The organism is Pseudomonas sp. 1176_21 (assembly GCF_052850635.1).
The window spans coordinates 424,584-445,936 of sequence record NZ_VXCV01000001.1 but is presented as its reverse complement, the minus strand read 5'-3'; the positions used below and the strand labels follow the sequence as shown (position 1 = coordinate 445,936).

Genomic DNA, 21,353 nt, shown 5'->3' with positions numbered 1-21,353 from the left:
CGGGTCAAGCCCGCTCCCACAGGTATCGTGCGATCCCGGTGGGAGCGGGCTTGACCCGCGATGGGCGCGCCAGCGCCCCGGTTTCTATAAAAAAACAAAGAGGCCACTACCGTGATCAACGCCTTGAACCATCTCCCGCACCCGCAAGACGACAACGCCACCCTCGCCACGCATTTCAGCGACCTGGCTCCGCCCCTCACCCCGCGCCAGGCCGCCGTGGAAAGCGCGCGCTGCCTGTACTGCTACGACGCCCCCTGCGTCGACGCCTGCCCCAGCGACATCGACATCCCCTCCTTCATCCGCAACATCCAGCAGGACAACGTGCAGGGTGCGGCCATCAAGATTCTCTCGGCCAACATCCTCGGTGGCAGCTGCGCCCGGGTGTGCCCCACCGAGATCCTCTGCCAGCAGGCCTGCGTGCGCAACAACGCCCAGGAATGCGCCCCGGTGCTGATCGGCCTGCTGCAACGCTACGCGGTCGATCATGCCGAGTTCGCCGAGCACCCGTTCCAGCGTGCGCCCAGCACCGGCAAGCGCATCGCCGTGGTCGGCGCCGGCCCCGCAGGCCTGGCCTGCGCCCACCGGCTGGCCTGGCACGGGCATGAGGTGGTGATTTTCGAAGCACGGGAAAAGGCCGGCGGCCTCAACGAATACGGCATCGCCAAGTACAAGCTGGTGGACGACTTCGCCCAGCGCGAGCTGGACTTCGTGCTGCAGGTGGGCGGTATCGAGATCCGCCACGGCCAGGTGCTGGGCGACAACCTTAGCCTGGGCGAGCTGCAACAGCAGTTCGACGCGGTGTTCCTCGGCCTGGGCCTGGCCGCCAGCCGCCAGTTGGGCCTGCCCGACGAAGGCGCCCCGGGCCTGCTCAGCGCCACCGAGTACATCCGCGAACTGCGCCAGGCCGACGACCTGAGCACCCTGCCCCTGGCCGAACGCTGCATCGTGCTCGGCGCCGGCAACACCGCCATCGACATGGCAGTACAGATGGCCCGCCTGGGCGCCCATGACGTCAACCTGGTGTACCGCCGTGGCCTGCAGGACATGGGCGCCACCCAGCATGAACAGGATATCGCCAAGGCCAACCAGGTGCGGCTGCTGACCTGGGCCCAGCCCGAGCAGGTGCTGCTCGACGACCAGGGCCGGGTGCGCGGCATGCGCTTTGCCCGCACGCACCTGGTGGACGGACGCCTGCAAACCACCGGGCAAACCTTCGAACTGGCGGCGGATGCGATCTTCAAGGCCATCGGCCAGGCCTTCGACGGCCAGGCCCTGAGCGACCCGCAGGCCCTGCAACTGGAGCGTGATGGCGAGCGTATCCGCGTGGACGACAACCTGCGCACCAGCCTGCCGGGCGTGTACGCCGGCGGCGACTGCACGCACCTGGGCCAGGACCTCACCGTACAGGCCGTGCAGCACGGCAAGCGGGCCGCCGAGGCCATCCATGCCCAACTGACCCTCAACGTGGAGGCCGCATAAATGGCAGACCTGTCGATCGAATTCGCTGGCATCAAGGCGCCCAACCCGTTCTGGCTGGCCTCCGCACCGCCCACCGACAAGGCCTACAACGTGATACGTGCGTTCGAGGCCGGCTGGGGTGGCGTGGTCTGGAAAACCCTGGGCGAAGACCCCGCCGCCGTCAACGTGTCGTCACGCTACTCGGCGCACTTCGGGCCCAACCGCGAGGTGCTGGGCATCAACAACATCGAGCTGATTACCGACCGCTCGCTGGAGATCAACCTGCGCGAGATCACCCAGGTGAAAAAGGCCTGGCCCGACCGCGCGCTGATCGTGTCGCTGATGGTGCCGTGCGTGGAGGACGCGTGGAAAACCATCCTGCCGCTGGTGGAGGCCACCGGGGCGGACGGCATCGAGCTGAACTTCGGCTGCCCCCACGGCATGCCCGAGCGCGGCATGGGCGCGGCGGTGGGCCAGGTGCCGGAGTACGTCGAGCAGGTGACACGCTGGTGCAAGACCTACTGCTCGCTGCCGGTAATCGTCAAGCTCACCCCCAACATCACCGACATCCGCCAGTCGGCCCGCGCCGCGCACCGCGGCGGCGCCGACGCGGTGTCGCTGATCAACACCATCAACTCGATCACCAGCGTCGACCTTGAGCGCATGATCGCCCTGCCGATCGTCGGCGAGGCCAGTACCCACGGTGGCTACTGCGGTTCGGCAGTGAAGCCGATCGCGCTGAACATGGTGGCCGAGATTGCCCGCGACCCGGCCACCCACGGGCTGCCCATCAGTGGCATCGGCGGCATTGGCAGCTGGCGGGATGCTGCCGAGTTCATTGCATTGGGTTGCGGCTCGGTGCAAGTGTGCACCGCGGCGATGCTGCATGGTTTTCGCATCGTCGATGAAATGAAGGACGGCCTCTCGCGCTGGATGGACAGTCAGGGCTACCACAGCCTGCAGGACTTTCGCGGGCGCGCGGTGGGCCACACCACCGACTGGAAGTACCTGGACATCAACTACCAGGTGATCGCCAGGATCGACCAGCAGGCCTGCATCGGCTGCGGGCGCTGCCACATTGCCTGCGAAGACACCTCGCACCAGGCCATCGCCAGCCTGGTCAAGGCCGAGGGCGGGCACCGCTACGAGGTGATCGACGCCGAGTGCGTGGGGTGCAACCTGTGCCAGATCACCTGCCCGGTCGAGGGCTGCATCGAGATGGTGCCCCAGGACACCGGCAAGCCGTTCCTGGACTGGCTGCACGACCCACGCAACCCCTACCGCGAGGCGTCCTGAGGCTGCGCCCCGCGCAGGTCTTCGAAGCAGGCCTTGTTCCCGTCCACCTGAACAGACGCCCGGGGCAGGTTCGCCGCCTCCCCGGTCGGCGTCTCCACATGCCAGTAGCAGTGCTTGATCGCGCGGGTGATGGCCACGTAGGCCAGGCGCAGGATCTCGTCCTTCTGGGCGTTGTCGTAGCCTTCGGGGTCGCCCGCGCGGCCCAGCCCGGCCTGGCGGTACACCTGGTTCTTGTACGGCGAGCGCGTCAGGTGCTGGCAGTCACCGAGCATGAACACCGCATCGGCCTGCAGGCCCTTGGCGCTGTGGTAGGTGAGCTGGCGGAACCGCCGCTGCGCCGCCGGCAGGCCGGCCTCGTGGTTGAGCAAGGGCTGCAGGTGCTCGGCAATCACCGACTTGTCGACGCTTTTGCGGTACAGCAGCATCACCGACTCGCCATCGCGGTAGTGATCCATCAACTGCCGGGCCAGTGTGGCTTCGTCGCGCTCCATCACCATCACCGGCACCGGCTGCTCGGCCGCCGGGCCGCAGGCACGGGCCTTCTTGCCGGCAATTGCCGGGGCCGACTTAACGATATGCTCGGCTGCATCGATGATGTGCTGGTGGCTGCGGTAGTTGTCGGCCAGCATCACGCGGGTGGTGCTGGGGGCGACGAACTGCTTGGCGAACTCCATGAAGTACTTGGGCGAGCTGCCGCGCCAGCCATAGATCGACTGCCAGTCGTCCCCCACGCACAGCAGCGAGGAATGCTGCGCCACCTGCCCCACGTGCATGGCCGGGCCGCGCCGGCGGATCTCGCGCAGGCAGGCGCGCAGCCACGAGACGATCTGCGGCGACACGTCCTGGAACTCGTCGATCATCAGGTGCGACAACGGGCGCAGCATCGGGTCGGGCAGCAGGCGCAGGTTTTCCGGGTTGTTCTCGCCGAACAGGGCGAACATGCGGTTGTAGCTCATGATCGGCGGCGACTGTGCCAGCAGGTGCGCCTCCAGCGCCTTCCAGTACAGGCTCAGGGCCTCGAAGAACAGCGCGTCGGTGTCGCCCTGCGGGAAGCTCATGCCGCCCACCGCCACGCTCACATCCAACCCCAGGTTCTCGATGAACCCGGCAGCGCCGACGAACGCATCCAGCAAGGGCGCCGCGCCCAGCTCGCCCTTTACCTTGTAGTCAAAGCCCGGCCCGGCCACCGCATCGCCGGCCAGCGAGGCGGTGAGGCGTTTGGCCGCCGCGTAGTTTTCCAGCCAGATCACCGGCTTGTCGCAGAACGCCTGGAACAGCGTGCGCTTGATCACCCATTCGGCCCACACCGGCAGCTTGGCGCCGGGGCGCTTGTATTGCTGATTCTCCTTGGGGTCGAAACCCAGCACCACCCAGGCGTCCAGCTCGGCGATATGGCCGTGGAAATGAAAGCGGCTGCCGTTGATTTCGACGGTTTCGCGGCTGGGCTCAATGCCCTTGATCGGCCAGGCACCCGCCTGGAACCACAGGTCTTCGATCACGTCGCACAGCTCTTCGTCGCGCCCGGACGACAGCTGTGTCACCGCCACGCGCTTCTGCACGTCGGGGTGGTCGCGGTCCAGGGCCTTGAGCTGCAACGCTTCGCGGCGCAGCCCGGCAATCAGCTCGGCGAACCGCGGGCTGGTGTGCAGCAGGTCGCGGTAGCACAGGTTGAGTTGCTGGCGCTGGGCATCGTTGATGCGCAGGTCGAACGGGTTGCTGTCCACGCCCGCCTCGCTGCCCCCTGGCTGCTCGCTGCCCAGGGTCTCGAATGCCCGCACCTGGCTGAAGCCCGGCAGGCTGCGCACCAGGGGCAGGATGCGCGAATGGAAGGTGCGCACCAGCTCACGCGCCTGCACCGGGCTCAGGGCCAGTTGCCACAGGCCGAACACCTGCACCAGGCGGGCAATGAAGTCCTTGCGCGACTCGCGGGTGAAGGTGACCACGGTCATGGCCTCCAGCTCGAAGCCCAGGTAATGGCGCAGCAACAGGATACGCAGCACCAGCGAGGTGGACTTGCCAGCGCCGGCGCCGGCGATCACGCAGGTGGACGGCGTGTCGCTGAAGATCATCTTCCACTGCGCTGCGCTGGGTTGGGCGTGGGCCGGCAGGCGCGCGGCGACGTCGGCCTTGAAGCGCTTCTTCAGCTCGGGGGTCAGCGGCAGGCGCCAGTCGTCGAACAGGGCATCGTCCAGCCCCGGCACGCCGTGGGCATCCGGGCGCGTATCGCGGATCACCAGCACCTGGCGCCCGGCCTCGAAACCGTCCACGCGCCCTTCTTCATAGCCTTCACGCAGCCCGTCGGCATGCCCGGTGCGCTGGCCGTTGGCATGGCCCTGGAACCACGAATCTCGGTGCTGTGCCTGCAACCGGCTCAGGCCACGGCCCAGCAGGCGTGCGGCCAGACGTCTGACCCAGGGCAGTTGCGCGGGTGGGGTTAGATCCGTGGGTAGCTTGGGACGCTCGTGTGACACACCGACTCCGGCAATCAATTCAATCAGCGGCCATGTTCGCCTTATCACGACCAAATCACCAGCCGAATGCTTTCACATCAGTGGATTAGGCGACGAAGCGGCGAAACTACCGCAGGTTATATATCGAATATAACGATCATATTTAGCCGATATTTACGCTTTTTTTCGATGTTTATCGAGAGGATCATCAGCGCCATCCACCTGATTACCGAGGACACGAGCATGCTGCAACTGCGCCCCTTCGACACCCTTGGCCACGCCAACCATGGCTGGCTGGATGCCCACCATCACTTCTCCTTTGCCGAATACCACGATCCGCGCCGCATGAACTGGGGCACGCTGCGGGTATGGAACGACGACCTGATCGCCGCCGGCAGCGGGTTCCCGCCGCACCCGCACCGCGACATGGAGATCATCACCTATGTGCGTGAAGGCGCGATCACCCACCAGGACAGCCTGGGCAACAAGGGCCGTACCGAAGCCGGTGACGTGCAGGTGATGAGCGCCGGTACCGGCATCACCCACAGCGAGTACAACGTGGAGGCCGTGGACACGCGGATCTTCCAGATCTGGATTGTGCCCCAGCGTGTGGGCCAGGCACCGTCGTGGGGCGTGCGGCCGTTTCCCAAGGGCGAGCGCGACGAAGGGTTCGTGACCCTGGCCAGCGGGCGCGAGGGGGATGAAGGCAGCCTGGGGATCCGCGCCGATGCGCGGCTGGTGGCGGCGACGCTGAAGGCCGGGGAAAGCGCCGAGTACCGCATCGATGCGGGTCGCCGGGCCTACCTGGTGCCGGCCAAGGGCGTGATCGAGGTCAATGGCCTGCGCGCCGAGGCCCGCGACGGGGTGGCGGTGGAGGATGAGCAGGTGCTCAGGGTGGTGGCGCTGCAAGACAGCGAGATTGTGCTGGTGGATGTGGCGTAGGTACCGACGTCATCGCGGGTCAAGCCCGCTCCCACAGGGTTTGCGAACGCCGCAAAACCTTGTGGGAGCGGGCTTGACCCGCGAAGCTTTTAGGCGATGGCAGCGTCCACCAGCTCCTGCGCCTCACCCACCAGGCGCTGCAGGTGCGCGTCGTCGACGAAGCTCTCCGCATAGATCTTGTAGATGTCTTCGGTGCCCGACGGCCGCGCCGCGAACCAGCCGTTGGCCGTCATCACCTTCAAGCCGCCAATCGCCTGGTCGTTGCCCGGCGCATGGCTGAGAATCTGCTCGATCGGCTCGCCCGCCAGCGTGGTCGACTTGACCTGCTGCGGCGACAGCTTGCCCAACTGGGCCTTCTGCTGCGGCGTGGCCTTGGCATCCACCCGGGTGGAGAACGGCCTGCCCAGCGCCTCGGTCAGCGCCTCGTATGCCTGGCTTGGGTCGCGCCCGGTACGGGCGGTCATCTCTGCCGCCAGCAGTGACGGGATCAGGCCGTCCTTGTCGGTGCTCCACACCGTGCCGTCCTTGCGCAGGAACGAGGCGCCGGCGCTCTCCTCCCCACCAAAGCCCAGCGAACCGTCGAACAGGCCATCGGCGAAATACTTGAAGCCCACCGGCACTTCGTACAGGCGACGCCCCAGGCGTGCCGCCACGCGGTCGATCATGCCGCTGCTGACCACGGTCTTGCCCACGGCCGCATCGGCGCGCCATTGCGGGCGGTTCTGGAACAGGTAGTCGATGGACACCGCCAGGTAGTTGTTCGGCGCCAGCAGGCCGCCTGACGGGGTGACGATGCCGTGACGGTCATGGTCGGGGTCGCAGCCGAACGCCACGTCGAACCGATCGCGCAGGCCGATCAGGCCCTGCATGGCGTAAGGCGAGGACGGGTCCATGCGGATCTGGCCGTCCCAGTCCACGCACATGAAGCGGAACGTGGGGTCGACCTCGGTGTTGACCACGTCCAGGTCGAGCTTGTAGTGCTCGGCAATCGCCGACCAGTAACGCACCCCGGCACCGCCCAGCGGGTCGACACCCAGGCGCAGGCCCGCACCACGAATCACATCGAAATCAATCACATTGACCAGGTCGCTGACGTAACTGCCCAGGTAGTCGTGACGGTGCGTGGTGCTGGCCTTGAGGGCCTGTGCATGGCCCATGCGCTGCACGTCTTTGAGGCCATCGGCCAGCAGTTGGTTGGCCTTGGCCTCGATCCACTTGGTGACGTCGCTATCGGCCGGGCCGCCATTGGGCGGGTTGTACTTGAAGCCGCCACTTTGCGGCGGGTTGTGCGACGGGGTGATCACGATGCCGTCGGCCAGGCCACGGCTGCGGCCACGGTTGTAGCAGATGATGGCGTGGGAGATGGCCGGGGTCGGGGTGTACTCGTCATCCTTGGCCAGCATCACCTCGACGCCGTTGGCTGCCAGCACCTCCAGTGCGGTAGCTGCCGCCGGGGTCGACAGCGCATGGGTGTCGATGCCGATGAACAGCGGCCCGTCGATGCCCTGCGCCTTGCGGTACAGGCAGATGGCCTGGCTGATGGCGAGCACGTGCGCTTCGTTGAAGCCCAGGTCCACGGAGCTGCCGCGGTGCCCCGACGTGCCAAAGGCAACGCGCTGGGTGGCGACGCCTGCATCGGGCTGGCCGGTGTAGTACGCGGTCAGCAGCTGGGGGATATCGACCAGCACGGAGGCTGGCGCCGGTTTACCCGCCAAGGGACTGAGCTTCATGCAAAACCTCAAGTAAAGATGTACAGGGTGATGAAAATACGCAGTTTACTGGCACTTCGACCACAACGCGACGGCGGCGATCCCGCCCGCCGCGACTATTTGTACTGCGGTGCCCACCAGCCGGGAAACATCCGCTGCACCCGGGGCTCGGCAAAACGGTCGTCGATCAGCATGACCACACCGCGATCTTCAGTGCCACGTATCACTCGCCCGGCCGCCTGGATCACCTTCTGCACGCCGGGGTACAGGTAGGTGTAGTCGAAGCCCGCGTCGAACAGAGCGCCCATGCGCAGCTTGAGCTGTTCGTTCACCGGGTTGACCTGGGGCAGCCCCAGGGTGGCAACGAAGGCGCCGATCAGCCGGGTGCCCGGCAGGTCGACCCCTTCGCCGAACGCCCCGCCCAGCACGGCGAAGCCCACGCCCTGCCCGTCTTCGACAAAGCGTTCGAGAAAGCCCTTGCGCTGCGCCTCGTCCATGCCGGGCGACTGCGACCATTGCACGATGTGCGGGTAGCGCTCGGCCAGCAGCCGCGCCACCTGCTGCTGGTAGTCGAAGCTGCTGAAGAACGCCAGGTAGTTGCCCGGCTGGAGGCGGTACTGCTCGGCGATCAGTTCCACGATCGGCGCCAGTGACGCCTGCCGGTGCTGGAAACGCGTCGACACGCTGCTGATCACGCGCACCTGCAACTGCTCGGCGGCAAACGGCGAGGCCACGTCCAGCCACGCGGTGTCGGCCGGCAGGCCGAGCAGGTCGGCGTAGTAATGGCGTGGGCTGAGGGTGGCGGAAAACAGCGTGACGCTGCGCGCAGCGGCCATGCGCGGGCCGATCAGCGGCGCCGGCACCACGTTGCGCAGGCACAGGGTGGACAGGCTGCGCCGGCCCGGGCCGTCGCGCTTGCTGATGTCGAACACGAAATGCTCGTCGAACACCTCGCACAGGCGCAGGAACTGCGAAGCCTGAAAGAAGAGCTGCAACAGCGGCCCTTCGACGCCGGCAGGCTGCTGGTTCATGCTGTCCTGCACATGGCTGACAAAACGCTGCAGCGCCTTGAGAAAGGCCTCGGGCAACTGGCCGGTGGCGCGGTAGGGAACGTCCTGGTCCTTGTGCACGGCGTTCCAGGCCCGGTCAAGGCGCTGCAAGGCATTGGCCATGCCTGCCGGGGGATCACGCCGCAGGGCCTTCAATTGCCATTGATCGAGGCTCACGCTGTACATCTGGCGTGCACGCTCCACCAGGTTGTGCGCCTCGTCCACCAGCACCGCCACCCGCCACTGGTCGAGCTGGGCCAGGCCGAACAGCAAGGCGCTCTGGTCGAAGTAGTAGTTGTAGTCGCCCACCAGCACATCCACCCAGCGCGCCATCTCCTGCCCCAGGTAGTACGGGCACACCTGGTGCGCCAGGGCTACCTCGCGCAGGCGGGCCTGGTCCAGCACCGGCTGCTGCGCGGCGGCCTGGCGGGCGGCGGGCAAGCGGTCGTAGAAGCCCTTGGCCAACGGGCAGGCTTCGCCGTGGCATGCGGTGCCGGGGAACTCGCAGGCCTTTTCCCGTGCCACCAGTTCCAGGCTACGCAGGGCCAGCTCGGGGCTGGCGTGCATGACCCGCTGCACGGCCTCCAGCGCCAGCGCCCGCCCCGGCGTCTTGGCGGTCAGGAACAGCACCTTGTCCAGTTGCTGCGGCACCATCGCCTTGAGCAACGGGAACAGCGTGCCCAGCGTCTTGCCGATGCCGGTGGTGGCCTGGGCCATCAGGCAGCGGCCGGTGCTTACCGCCTTGTACACGGTCTCGGCCAGCTCGCGCTGCCCGGTACGAAAGCTGGCGTGGGGGAACGCGAGCGCCTGCAGGCCGCTGTTGCGCAAGGCCTGGCGTTGCATCTGCTGCTGGGCCCAGCGCAGGAACAGCGTGCACTGGGCGATGAAGAACTGCTCGAGTTCGGCGGCGGTATGGCGGGCCTCCACCAGGGTTTCGCGGTCGCTGTCCACGTCTAGGTACACCAGCGCCAGGTTCACCTCGGCCAGTTCTCGCTGCTGGCACAGCAGCCAGCCATACACCCTGGCCTGTGCCCAGTGCAGTTGGCGGTGGTTGTCGGGCTGGCTGGCCAGGTCGCCGCGGTAGGTCTTGATCTCTTCCAGGCGGTTGAGCGCCGGGTTGTAGCCGTCGGCGCGCCCGCGTACCTGCAACTGCTCGAACTGCCCCGCCAACGCCACCTCCGACTCATAGCCCCGACCCCGGCGCGTAACCACCGTGCGGTGGCCGGTGATGCCCTCCTGCGCCGAGGGCGACGGGGTGAAGCGCAGGTCCAGGTCACCGACCTTGGCGGTGAACTCGCACAGCGCACGCACCGCTACCTTGTAGCTCATGCTGCCGGCTGTGCCCACTGCACGTGGCACACCTCGACGGGCAGGCCGTGCTCGGTGCAGAAGGCGATCCAGCGCAGCTGGTTGTCCTGCAGGCGATCGCCCGGGCCCTTCACTTCGATCATGCGGTAGCGCCGTTGCCCGGGCCAGAACTGGATCAGGTCGGGCATGCCGGCGCGGTTGGCCTGGATATCCTCCAGCAGGCGCTCGAAGCAGCGCTTGAGGTGCGCCGCCGGCAGGCAGTCCAGGGCCTGCTGCAACAGCGTGGCATCCAGCAGTTCCCAGTACACGAAGGGTGATTGCAGGCCGTGCTTGGCCTGGTAGTTGGCCAGGATGGTGTGGCGGTAGCGCTCATCGTCCAGCTGCCCCAGGCAGGCGGCAAAATGCTCGGCGCGGCGCGCCTGGAAGCCGGCATCGTGCAGGTCCAGCGGGCCGCTCTGGAACGGGTGGAAGAACGCGCCGGGCACGGGCGCGAAGATGGCTTCCCAGCACAGCAGCCCGAACAGGCTGTTGAACAGGGTGTTCTCGACGTAGTGCACCGGCCCGTCATCGGCCGCCAGGTGCACCTGCACCGCCTGCTCCACGCCAAGCGTCGACAGATCGACAGGCAGGCACAGGTCCAGCCGGCTGATCGCTGCCGGGGCGCGCCGACGCTGTGGCGGGCCGCCCAGCTTGCGCTGCAGGCGGGGCACGATGCGCGCCAGCGCCTGGACCTCCAGCGCGTTGGCCGGTTTGGCGCCCACTACGCTGGCAAGCTCCAGGGCGGCGGCATGATCGGCGCTGCGCTCCAGCACGCGGATATGCCGGATGCGTGCCTGGGGGTGGTTGCTGCGGGGGTAGATGTTCAGGGCCTGGGCCCAGTCGCCGCTGCGCTCGCAATGCTGGCCAAGCTGGAACAGCAACCTGGCGCGGCGCCGTTCCAGCCACGGGTTGCTCGGCTGCAGGCCGTCCAGCAGTGCCAGCACCTGCTCGACCGGCTGCCCGGCCTCGAGCTGCTCGGCACAGGTGTGCAGGGCCAGGCACAGGTCGATATCGGCGCGCTCGCGCAGCGCCCGGGAATCCTCGCCGAACGCGACCTGCTCGTAGCGCAGCAGGCCAAGGTCGGCGAGCACGAACTCCGACCAGTCCTGGTGCAGGTTGCCGAAAAACAGCAGACGCAGACGATCGCACAGCGCCTGCAGGTGCAGCACGTACACCGGTTCGTCGAATTCGGGCCACCACTGACGCAGGGGCCTGGCCTCGGCATACAGCGCCGACAACTGTTCGAGCAGTTCGCCCTTGGCAGCCCGCGGGCGCTCCAGCACGTCGGCGAAACAGCGGGCGATTTCGTCCTTGCGCAGCAACTGGAACAGGTGGTCCAGGCCCAGGCTCGGCTGGTCGTCGAGCCAGCCCAGCGCCACCAGCGGCGCGGCGGCAGGCTCGATGGCGCCGATTTCCAGGTAGGTCAGCTTGCTGGCGCGAAACATCACGCCCTTGCGCATCACCATGCGTACCAGCAGGGCCTGGGAGGCCTGACCCAGCGTCGCGAACTGTTGAATGAAGGCGTGTTCGTGTTCATCGAGCAGGTCGGCGTAGCGCAGTTGCACCCAGGCCAGTACCTGCTGAAAGTTGCACAGGTAATAGAACGGGTCGGCGACGGAATGGGCGATCACGGAGCGGGTAACCAGCAGAAGGAATCCACTGGTTATACATACAGACAGGTGAGCTTGGCAACCTCAGCGGATCAATGGCGCAACCGGCCCGGATCGCTATCCCGGGCCCGCGCCAGCAGCGAACGTCCACCGGCGGCCGCTTCACTTTCTCGCTGGTAGAGCATCTGCAGCGTGCTCAGGGACAAGCCGCTGATCTCCTCCAGCCATTGCACCATGGGCTGTGGCGAGGGTACGCCCTTGAGTGCCTTGTGCAGGTAGGGCAGCGCCGCCTGCATGCCGGGGTGCCGCGCCTGTACGAAGCGCTCCAGGTTGCGCCCGCGGTCGACGAAGGGCGCGAACAGCAGGCAGGCCAGCTGTTCTTCGTTGAGGTTGTAGCCCTGCAGGGCGAAGTCGTCCGCCAGGCGGCGGCGCTGGCCGTGGCGCTCGCGGTCTTGCCAGGTTTCCATGGCCAGTGCCTGCAGCGCCGCCGGCACCGGTTTGCGCCGCAGCTGGGCCTTGACCTGCTGCAGGTGCTCGGCAATGCCCAGCGCATAGTCCTGCCCCTGCACGCACTGCGCGCGCAGCCCGGCAAGGTGTGCCATCAGCAACGGGTTGGCACAGGCCGACTGGCTGAAACCCAGGGCCAGCTCGTCATAGCGAAACCTGAGAAATTCGAGCAGCAGCACGCTCTGCCCCTGCTGGCTGTCCTGCAGCAGGTCGGCGATGTCGATGAAGCGCGGGATACGGCGGGGGCCCGGGACCTGCCGAAGGGGCTCGGCTGGCAGCCCCAGCACCTCGTTGAGGTAGATGCGGCGCAGTTGGCCAAGGCCCTGCAACAGGGCGCCAGGGTGTGAGTGGGCCGGCCTTGCACTGCTCAACCCGGCCTCGCGCATCATGCGGCGGCCCCACGCCAGGTAGCGTTTGCGCTCGGGCATCGGGTCGGCGTTGATCAATGCGTCCACCCCGCCCTCCCAGCCCATGCCCTGGCGGTACAGTTCGGCCAGCGCCAGGTAGAAGCGATTGCAGAACATCGGCCGCACCTGGCCGGCGGTCAGGTGCCCGGCAACCAGGGTGTCGAAGCGCTCGACCTGCTGCTGACGCGGCGACAGCGGCTTGAGTGCATCGAAGTGCTGGAGGCCGCCGTCGTCCAGCACCAGCAGCTCGACCCGCAGGTCGTCATGCAGCACCAGCGCCGAATAGCCACGCTCGATGTTCTCGATCACCGCCGTCGACATGCCCACATGGCGGGCGGTGACCACGCGCAGCTCGAAGGTGGCCGGAGCACGCGCCGCAATGCTCAACTGCGCGGCGCGCAGAAACGCAAGGGCGAAGGAGCTGTCCTTGCCGCCGCCATGGGCCAGCATCACCTTGAAGTCGCCTATGCGCTCGATCCCGCCGGCGGCCACCAGCATGCGCTGGATAAGCAATTGCAGCGACGCGCGCTGGCCCTGGGTAAGGCACTCGAGCAGTCGCTGCAGGACCTGCTGGTAAATGTGAGTCATGGCTTGATCGTGGAGGGTACTCATGGTGTATACCTGATTCGATAACGACTGCCGGCAGCCGGAAGTTACCCGATGCGGGTAACAGGACATCGTTGCGCAACAACGGCAAAGTGAATTAAAAAAAGAATGATGGTCTTAGGATGTTTCTTACAACTTCCTACGATTGTTCCGACTCAGATCGAAACAGCATCGCCCGATGACCACCCTTGCCCCGGACAGCGCCCCCCGGCGCGTTGCGTGCGAGGGCCCCACCTCCATGAACAGTACAGCTGGCACACCATATCTCGCTCCTTGAGATGATTGATGGTTGGATGAACAGCGCCGCCTTAGGCACGACAGTGCCCGACGCCCATAGGAAACAGCAGCCCTTCCACGCGAAGATGTAATTTTACGGACACCGGAAAGTCTTTATTCCCACGCCCACAACATAACGCAAGCGCCGTACTTAGTCCGCACAAGTTAAATAGGAAACATCTGAAACTTTAATAAGAAATTTCCACAAAAAAGCCCGAGACTCGGCTCGGGCTTGGCGTGTCGCGCAGCCTGTCAGGCGTCAGGCAGCACCAGTACCACGCGGCCTCCACACGGGCACTCGTCCATGTGGCGGTGTGCGGCGACGACCTCGTCGAACGGGTAGGCCTTGATGATGTGTGGCAATACCTGGCGGTCGGCGGTGAACTGGTTGATATCGCGCAGTGCGCGCTGCAGCGCCACCTGGTCCTGGGTGATGCCCAGCTCCGGCTTGCCGGTGAAGTTGCTCACGCAGTGCACGAAGAACTGGATGTTCTTCTGGAACGCCGCACAGGCCGGGAACGGCGTCTGGTTGCCGCCCTGCAGGCCGTACAGCACCAGGCTGCCGCGTGGCGCCAGCACATCGCCCAGCAACGACATCTGCGGGCCACCCAGGCCATCGAGCACCATGTCCACGCCGCGGTTGTCGGTGTACTTGTTGATCTGCATGAGCAGGTCCTGCTCTTCGGTCACGATGACCTTCTCTGCCCCCAGCTTGAGCAGGTTGTCGCGCTCGGCGCTGTCCTTGGTGGCGGCGATCACCTTCAGGCCCAGGGCCTTGCCCAGCTGCACGAAGGCCGGCCCGGCGCAGTGGCTGGCGTCGGTGACCAGGGCGGTCTGCCCGGCCTTGGCCCGCGCCAGGTCGACATAGGCGAAATAGGCGATCAGCAGCGGCGTGTAGTGCACGCTGGCCTCGATCGGGCTGAGGATATCGGGGTAGCGGGTCAGTGCGTTGCGCGGCAACACGATGACCTCGCCATACACCGGGTGCTCGTTGGGGCTGGTGGCCGGAAAGCTGGCGACCTTGTCGCCGATGGCCAGGTCGTCGACGCCGGCGCCGAGGGCGGTCACCACACCGGCCATTTCGTGGCCGATGCCGGCCGGCAGGCGCGCATGGGACGGCGCCAGGTTCTGCCGCCACAGCACGTCGTACCAGCTGATGCCGATAGCCTGCACCCGCACCTGTACTTCACCGGCAGCCGGTTGCGGCGTGGCCACGTCCTCGCACTTGAGCACCTCGGCCTGGCCGAATTTGTGAAAACGGATCATGCGGGACATCGCAAACCTCGCCTAGTGAACCTCTAATACCCGCAACTCTATCGGGGCTATAGCGGTTAGACCATCAGTGGCCATTAATAGTCAACATGCCTGTCATTGATTGGTGATAGCGCCTGCTGCGCAATTTATGCGGTGCAGGGTACCGTCTTTGCCCTTAAGATTCACCCCTGCCCCGACCAGACCTATGAAGCGAAGCCGATGAACCGTAACGACTTGCGTCGCGTCGACCTGAACCTGCTGATCGTGTTCGAGACCTTGATGCACGAGCGCAGCGTCACCCGCGCCGCGGAAAAACTGTTCCTCGGCCAGCCGGCCATCAGTGCGGCGCTGTCGCGCCTGCGCAGCCTGTTCGACGACCCGCTGTTCGTGCGTACCGGGCGCAGCATGGAGCCCTCGGCGCGGGCGGTGGAGATCTTCGCCCTGCTCTCCCCGGCGCTGGACTCCATCTCCACGGCGGTAAGCCGCGCTGCCGACTTCGACCCGGCCACCAGCACGGCGGTGTTTCGCATCGGCCTCTCCGACGACGCCGAGTTCGCCTTGCTGCCGCAACTGCTCAAACGTGTGCGCGCCGAGGCGCCGGGCATCGTGCTGGTGGTGCGCCGGGTCAACTACCTGCTGATGCCCTCGCTGCTGGCGTCGGGTGAAATCTCGGTGGGCGTGAGCTGGACCAGCGACCTGCCGGCCAACGCCAAGCGCAAGGTGCTGCGTCGCAGCAGGCCCAAGGTGCTGCGTGCCGACAGCAAGCCGGGCAGCCTGAGCCTGGATGAATTCTGCGCACGCCCGCATGCCCTGGTGTCGTTTGCCGGCGACCTGAGCGGGTTCATGGACGAGATCCTCGAGAAGCTGGGGCGCAAGCGCCATGTGGTGCTGGCCGTGCCGCAGTTCAACGGCCTGGGCAGCCTGCTGACTGGCACCGACATCCTCGCCACGGTGCCGGACTACACCGCCGAGCAGCTGACCGCCGCCGGCGGCCTGCGCGCCGAAGACCCGCCGCTGGAGGTGCAGAGCTTCGAGCTGCATATGGCGTGGCGCGGATCGCAGGACAATGATCCGGGGGAGCGGTGGTTGCGGTCGCGGATTCAGATGTTCTTTGGCGACCCTGAGAGTCTATAGGCGTCATCGGGCGGGCTGTTCAGCTGGTCATTTCTGCCTTCTTATAAACCATGGAGATCCATTCACTTTCAGTGGATTGCTACATTGGGGGCACATCTGAGGGCATGCTTTGGATGGTTTGAAAAGGATGCCCCAGCCTAACACTCGACAATTCCCTTCTTAGAAAATCACTCGCTGCTCGCTGCCGAACACTTTGCAATTGACCTAAAAGGGGTTCAATCCAACTTTTCGATATTGGCGCGCAACATGCCGAGTTCAAGCGTGATCTGTCGCGCCCCAGCATGCGCGATGGGCTGGTGAAGCACTTTGCCACGAGTTCTTTATCGGCAACACGATAAACGCGCCACAACTCGTAGCGGTCCCTTCACGTAATGCCTTTTTAAACTCTCTGCGAGGCCATTCGAACCTGCCACCCACGCCTGGCGTTGATTCCAGTTCAACCCACCGAGGCTGCCCGTTGGTGTCAATGGAGCGGATGTCATAGTCGGCGACCGGCTCGTCTTGCGATGTCCATACGACATACAGCTCAGGATTCGCGTAGCCCACATATCTCGCACTTTCTGAAACTCAATGTGATAGACCAGTTCCTCGCCACGTTGCCCCACGCGACGAGCCCATTCATTCTCTGAAGCCAAGGGTGGTAGCCAGACATTCGTGGTTCCACCGCCACCGCCCCTCCTCCGCGCGGTTCTATTTTCTACTCCTCGGGTCGGCGCAACCGTTAGTGAGACATGGGCGATGCAGCCGATCTCGGTCACGCCGAGTTCGAAACTGGCTTTGTAACCACCAAAATCATCGCAGACCAGCTTGCCCCGCCAGTCTTGCAGGAAGTTGCGTACTCACCGGCGCGGCTGAAGGCGACAGCGAGTCGATAGCATGGAAACAGGCCAGAAGACTTTTCGTCAGCAAGTCGCACTGGCTGGACGCGGGGGCGGAAGGCCGTGTACTGAAGATATCCCTTGGATATCTCTAGGAAAGTCTAAAGAGATTAAGAAACCATATTGAGCAAGTCTTCTATGGAAAAGCTGCAAGGACGGTTGCAAAGAAAGCGGCCGGCGTATCGGTCCACGAGATCCTGAGAGGGCTTCAGCCCACTCTTAATCTTCGCTCGGGCTAGCTTAAGCGCGTCAGGCATCTCGTCTCCATGTCCTAGAAACACTTCGGTAAGCAGGCGCTCCCGGCGCTCCTCAAGTGTTCTACCCTTCAAGCCTTTCTTGATATACCGAGCAAGTACGGTGAAAAGGACTTTTTCGCAGTGGACGTATCGAAACAGCTCACCTAGTTGTGCAACGGCTTGATCCAATGACGCCGTCTTGAAAAGAGTGTCATAGAACGGAACGACCCTGTCTTCGAGCATGCCAGTCAACACCTCTCCCTCAAGTGCGATGAGGGTGTAAAACGGTGAGGCCGAGTGAATGTCAAGCGAACGAATCGTTGAAAGCGAATGGCATACTCCACCGACAACCAGAAGCTTGTTGCCTGTCGCAATGTTCAAATCGCGAAGAGCGTTTCCGAGCGTTTCCCAGTCTAGGAAGCCAGTCCCAACCTTAATGCCCTCGCTCGGGCTACCGTGCATATCAAGGTGCACGATAGGTCTGACCCCTCCGTTGCATGCGGCCATGTTACGTAAATCTTGGAGGGCGAGAATCATCTCGTCGGGCGAATGCAGGTTGATCTGTATTACTGGAATTGGCAGTCGGCCGTGACCTTTAAGGTCTTCCACCATTCTGCGGGTTGGCCCTCGCTCATCTTCTGCTAGACCACACAGCCAATAGAGCGCATTCGCACCGAAGGAACTGTCAAACACAAATGACTTTGTCATGGAGCTCGCTAACATAGTGAACTAGTCGGGAGTCGCCAGACGTAGCTTGCCGGTTCTCACTCCAGTGAGGTGTAGCAATCGAATGCCTACTGCCCAGTGACCGCATCGCGACAGAGAAGCACCTTTTGCGAAAGCACGTCAGCTCTCAATCAGAGATCAATGTACTCAACCGATCTGCGCTTCTGAGCCGTCAGAATGATTTGGCTATTCGCCCAAACGACGTATAACTCTGAAACCTGCTGCTGCCCCTGCGCATAGGCATAAAATCGTGTATTCAGGCGCCTAGGTCTGGTACGCCAATGCGCAGCGCTTGCTACAGGCTCTATCTGCCGGTAAGGCTCGGCGCGTTCAATGAGGCGTTTTTTGAAGTAATTCTCAACAGTGCTCTGATTGGAAAGGAGATGCATGCCGCCAGGATTCGGGAAAAGCACCGCTGCCAGCTCATTTTCTTGAGCGATGCTGACGGCGACATCGAAAAACGCGTTGACGATGCTATGTACCGTATGAGTAGCCAACATCTCATCCATCGGGTTGATCGCGCGAACGATCAGGCAACGCTTGGTTGGATGGAGCGCCGGGATCGATTCGAAATAGATCATGGCCATCCCTGCAAGCCGACGTTGCACAGGGTCAAATACCACCATATGCGCGTGCCGCTCCTCCTTCCACATGTCCGTGTCATCGCGCGTGCACAGGTTCGCGGCTTGCCTAGCGAAAAACACTGCCGGATATTTTGACACGAACGCCTGCAATTCAGTGACTTCGTCGTTAGCAGGCATAGCGGTGAACTTGCCCTGCTCGCGCTTCAACCAGCCTGCACATGTCGCGAGCACAATTGTTTGGGTGTGTCTGACTGCGGCCTGTAATCTTCCACGGCCAGTTTGCGCCCCAGCCAGATGAGCCTCACCCACCATTCGCTTGGCCAGGCTATCAGCCTGCTCATCGTTGAAGTTCATTACAAACGCCGGCATATGCGCCTCAAGAGCGTCCGGTAAAGTGCTGGTGAAAAGCGTGTCGAGCTGCTCCAACCCCTCGGAGATATCGACACTAAAATCCTCCAAGGCAGCTATCTGTCCGAGGTCGGTTTCGAGCCACGATCCGATCAATGAGTCCTCACGACTCGCCGCGAACAGTACACCTAGATGAGCCGCTACGGACTGAGGATCACGCGACTTGTCGTATAGCCGCTTGGAACGGATGGCCTGACACGCGTCGGTGAAGTCCCTTTTTGAACAGATCTTCGCGCTGATCGTCTTTGCCTGAACAAGCGCTTGCAGACTACTGCGCTCAAGGCGCTTTTCCATGCGACGAATCGAGCGCGCCCAGCGCATCGGGTAACCATCCCACAATTTCAATCCAGCCATTTGCGATTCGAAACCCAGGACATTCTTCCACTGTGACCTGACGCTGTGGCTATCAGCCTTGTAGATCATGGATATAGCCTCAACCTCCTGAGCTTGCAGCTCAGCGCTTGATGGTCCGCGCCCCCTTAGAAGGCTCTCTACCAACGGCACCATTGCGTCCATCTGTTCTTGTAGCTGCTCAGTTGACGACCACGCATGGCGAATCATGCTCGGCAGCAGGACGCCACCCGTTTGGTTCAGAATGGCTGGTAAACGAGGCAAAAGTTTTAGGCTCTCGGCCTGAGCTAGAACTTCCCTTCGTTCGTCGTAGCGCTCGCGTGCCGCGTCGTTCGGTTGCTGGTGGCGATAACCGATGTCCGTTACCACCCGATCATCAATGGCTCTAATGACACAGCTCAGGTTCTCAGTGAAAGCAGCAAAGTGGTTACGACGGAAGGCATCGTCCAGCAGTACACGAGATGTTGAATTCAGGTCCCAGCAACAAAGCGTATGTACGCCACGTGCCTTGTAGTACCAATCCATGATTGCTTTGAATGAGTTCAATCCCTTGTTCTCGACTAAGTACTGCAAAGTGCCTAGTCCAAACCGTACAACGCGCTCCGCTTGGCACAGATGACTGAACTCTGGCATGGGCACGGCGGTGAGCAGATAGTGATACGGTTGGGCGGCCAGAGTGCCAGCACAGCGAATGATCCAGTCAACCAACTCGCGCTCTTTACGCGGTTTACGGTGCCCTTTGATTACAAGCCAAGTCTCAAGGCTCTGGACACCCATGACGGTATACGCACGCTGAAAACCCAGAACTGCCTCAGGGTAGCAATACCCATGGCGCTCAAGCACTGCCAAGTATTCCTGCAATGCTCTGGGGCGCGCCAAGTAAGTGCGACACTGCCCTATCTGCTCGAAGCTCAAGCAGTATGGAGCACCGGCCAACAGCGCGATCTCGGCGAGCGGTTCGCCCTCTCCCTCTTTTTTGTTGAGCTCCAATATGAGCGTCTGGCAATCCGCTAGGTCTTCGACGCTCGCGCCCAGAGCAATCAAGTGCTCGACCAACAATGAAGAAGGTTCGCAGTAATGGTCCAGCATACGCTTGCAGTGTTGAATCTGATCAGCTGAATGGGCCTTAACCACATCCAATACAAAGGCCCAATTTGCGCTGGAAGCTCGCCAAAGCGACTCTCCAATGACCTCGTAGATGGCATCTGCGCCTGCTGTGCCAGAAGCAACAATCAGTTGCAAGTTTACCTGCAGCCGATCCGGGTCTATAGCATCCAGGTCATGACGAAAGATACTCGCTACCTGCTTGCGCTTAACACCATTGGCCAGCAATAGATCAATGGCCTGTTTGAAGGTGCGAAGGGCTTCAGGGGTGATCTCGGACGCGTGGTAGCGCTCTTTCATTTGATAGTCTAGCCAGGCCAGCTCCGCTTCTGTCCGTACCACGTTGGTTAGCACCAGCAACTTGGCGAGTGGGCCCTTCAATCTGAAGTTGCCATAGCGAGCATAATGTTCGATCCTCGCAAAGCTCTCCACGCCAACCTTACGCGCGGCCATGAACCAGCCAGCATCCAATCTGTCGAGCTGTCTTGCGCGTTCATAGGAGAGCAGCGGCATGCCTTGTATGGCCTGATCAACGGCTGGGGTGTAGCGGTTCAAGCGACACGTCACGACTCGGTCGTAAAAGGTCTCGTAAAGAAAGGCACGTCCTTCGTAGGTGCGTGTTTTTGCTAACTGCCTACGCGTGTATTGCCATGTCAGCCAATGCGGGACGAAGAACATCCCCAACTTGCCATACCAGGGCCATTCCTCTGGTTTAATCAGTGACTGCGAAGCGGGTATACCAAGCATTCGGCGGATATGAAGTGCCTGGTCAGAGTCTTCGGCAAGCAGCTCGCTGACATTGTTCTGAACCCAACGCCGCGCAGCTCTTAATGTAATCCGCTGAGTAAATCTGGAGTGAACGTCGGCAGTTTCATCGTAATCGGAAATGGCCAGTCGTTTGACCGCGTCTCGCCCTTGCTCTAAGGCATGGGTACGAAATGCCCGATACCCACTTTGATCCCTCATTGTCATTCCTTTTACGTGGCGGTGCGGTCGTGCAAACGACTGCGGCTGAATCAGC

Annotated in this window: 12 protein-coding genes and 1 pseudogene; 4 read left to right on the top strand and 9 right to left on the bottom strand. The window is 63.3% G+C overall.

The features are described from left to right. Positions 1-111: 111 nt before the first annotated feature. Complete coding sequence (locus FW760_RS02245; RefSeq protein WP_043863979.1) at positions 112-1,479, top strand: NAD(P)-dependent oxidoreductase; 1,368 nt, start codon at positions 112-114, stop codon at positions 1,477-1,479. Then, the gene (gene preA, locus FW760_RS02240; RefSeq protein ID WP_043863980.1) at positions 1,480-2,754 is read left to right on the top strand and encodes an NAD-dependent dihydropyrimidine dehydrogenase subunit PreA; all 1,275 of its coding nucleotides are present in this window, start codon (positions 1,480-1,482) and stop codon (positions 2,752-2,754) included. Here the strand turns inward: preA and FW760_RS02235 are convergent. Continuing rightward, on the bottom strand, positions 2,736-5,225 hold the full coding sequence (locus tag FW760_RS02235) for a UvrD-helicase domain-containing protein (protein ID WP_446443544.1): 2,490 nt from the start codon (positions 5,223-5,225) through the stop codon (positions 2,736-2,738). The genes preA and FW760_RS02235 overlap by 19 nt on opposite strands. 222 nt (positions 5,226-5,447) lie before the next feature. Here FW760_RS02235 and FW760_RS02230 point away from each other — a divergent pair, with 222 nt between their 5' ends. Next, complete coding sequence (locus FW760_RS02230; RefSeq protein ID WP_229590174.1) at positions 5,448-6,146, top strand: pirin family protein; 699 nt, start codon at positions 5,448-5,450, stop codon at positions 6,144-6,146. A gap of 89 nt (positions 6,147-6,235) precedes the next feature. On the opposite strand, the gene pgm is transcribed toward FW760_RS02230, so the two are convergent. From pgm to FW760_RS02205, 5 genes are all read right to left on the bottom strand, one after another. Then, positions 6,236-7,876 carry a phosphoglucomutase (alpha-D-glucose-1,6-bisphosphate-dependent) gene (gene pgm / locus FW760_RS02225; RefSeq protein ID WP_446443543.1) on the bottom strand — a complete coding sequence of 547 codons (1,641 nt, stop codon included), beginning with the start codon at positions 7,874-7,876 and terminating at the stop codon, positions 6,236-6,238. 95 nt (positions 7,877-7,971) lie between these two features. Beyond that, positions 7,972-10,233: an ATP-dependent DNA helicase gene (locus FW760_RS02220; protein ID WP_058540291.1), complete on the bottom strand. Its 2,262-nt coding sequence runs from the start codon at positions 10,231-10,233 to the stop codon at positions 7,972-7,974. Continuing rightward, positions 10,230-11,882 (bottom strand): VRR-NUC domain-containing protein, encoded by a 1,653-nt coding sequence (locus FW760_RS02215; protein WP_058540292.1) that lies wholly within the window; start codon positions 11,880-11,882, stop codon positions 10,230-10,232. The genes FW760_RS02220 and FW760_RS02215 overlap by 4 nt, the downstream gene beginning before the upstream one ends. A gap of 71 nt (positions 11,883-11,953) precedes the next feature. Beyond that, positions 11,954-13,363: a hypothetical protein gene (locus tag FW760_RS02210; RefSeq protein ID WP_446443542.1), complete on the bottom strand. Its 1,410-nt coding sequence runs from the start codon at positions 13,361-13,363 to the stop codon at positions 11,954-11,956. A 546-nt stretch (positions 13,364-13,909) separates the two neighbouring features. Continuing rightward, entirely contained in the window at positions 13,910-14,932 is a 1,023-nt protein-coding gene (locus FW760_RS02205; protein ID WP_043863985.1) for a zinc-dependent alcohol dehydrogenase family protein, read from the bottom strand. A 198-nt stretch (positions 14,933-15,130) separates the two neighbouring features. Between FW760_RS02205 and FW760_RS02200 the strand changes: the two genes are divergently transcribed. After that, a complete protein-coding gene (locus FW760_RS02200) occupies positions 15,131-16,045 on the top strand; it encodes a LysR family transcriptional regulator (protein WP_058540294.1) in 915 nt (304 codons plus the stop codon). A 731-nt stretch (positions 16,046-16,776) separates the two neighbouring features. Here the strand turns inward: FW760_RS02200 and FW760_RS02195 are convergent. The 3 genes and pseudogenes from FW760_RS02195 to FW760_RS02185 all read right to left on the bottom strand — a co-directional run. Continuing rightward, a pseudogene (locus tag FW760_RS02195) lies at positions 16,777-16,881 on the bottom strand (IS66 family transposase); the annotation flags it as partial. A gap of 152 nt (positions 16,882-17,033) precedes the next feature. Next, positions 17,034-17,867, bottom strand: a complete 834-nt coding sequence (locus FW760_RS02190) for a hypothetical protein (RefSeq protein WP_147303872.1) — start codon at positions 17,865-17,867, stop codon at positions 17,034-17,036. A gap of 149 nt (positions 17,868-18,016) precedes the next feature. Next, positions 18,017-21,298, bottom strand: coding sequence for a hypothetical protein (locus tag FW760_RS02185; protein ID WP_116053792.1), 3,282 nt, complete (start codon positions 21,296-21,298; stop codon positions 18,017-18,019). Positions 21,299-21,353 lie beyond the last annotated feature (55 nt).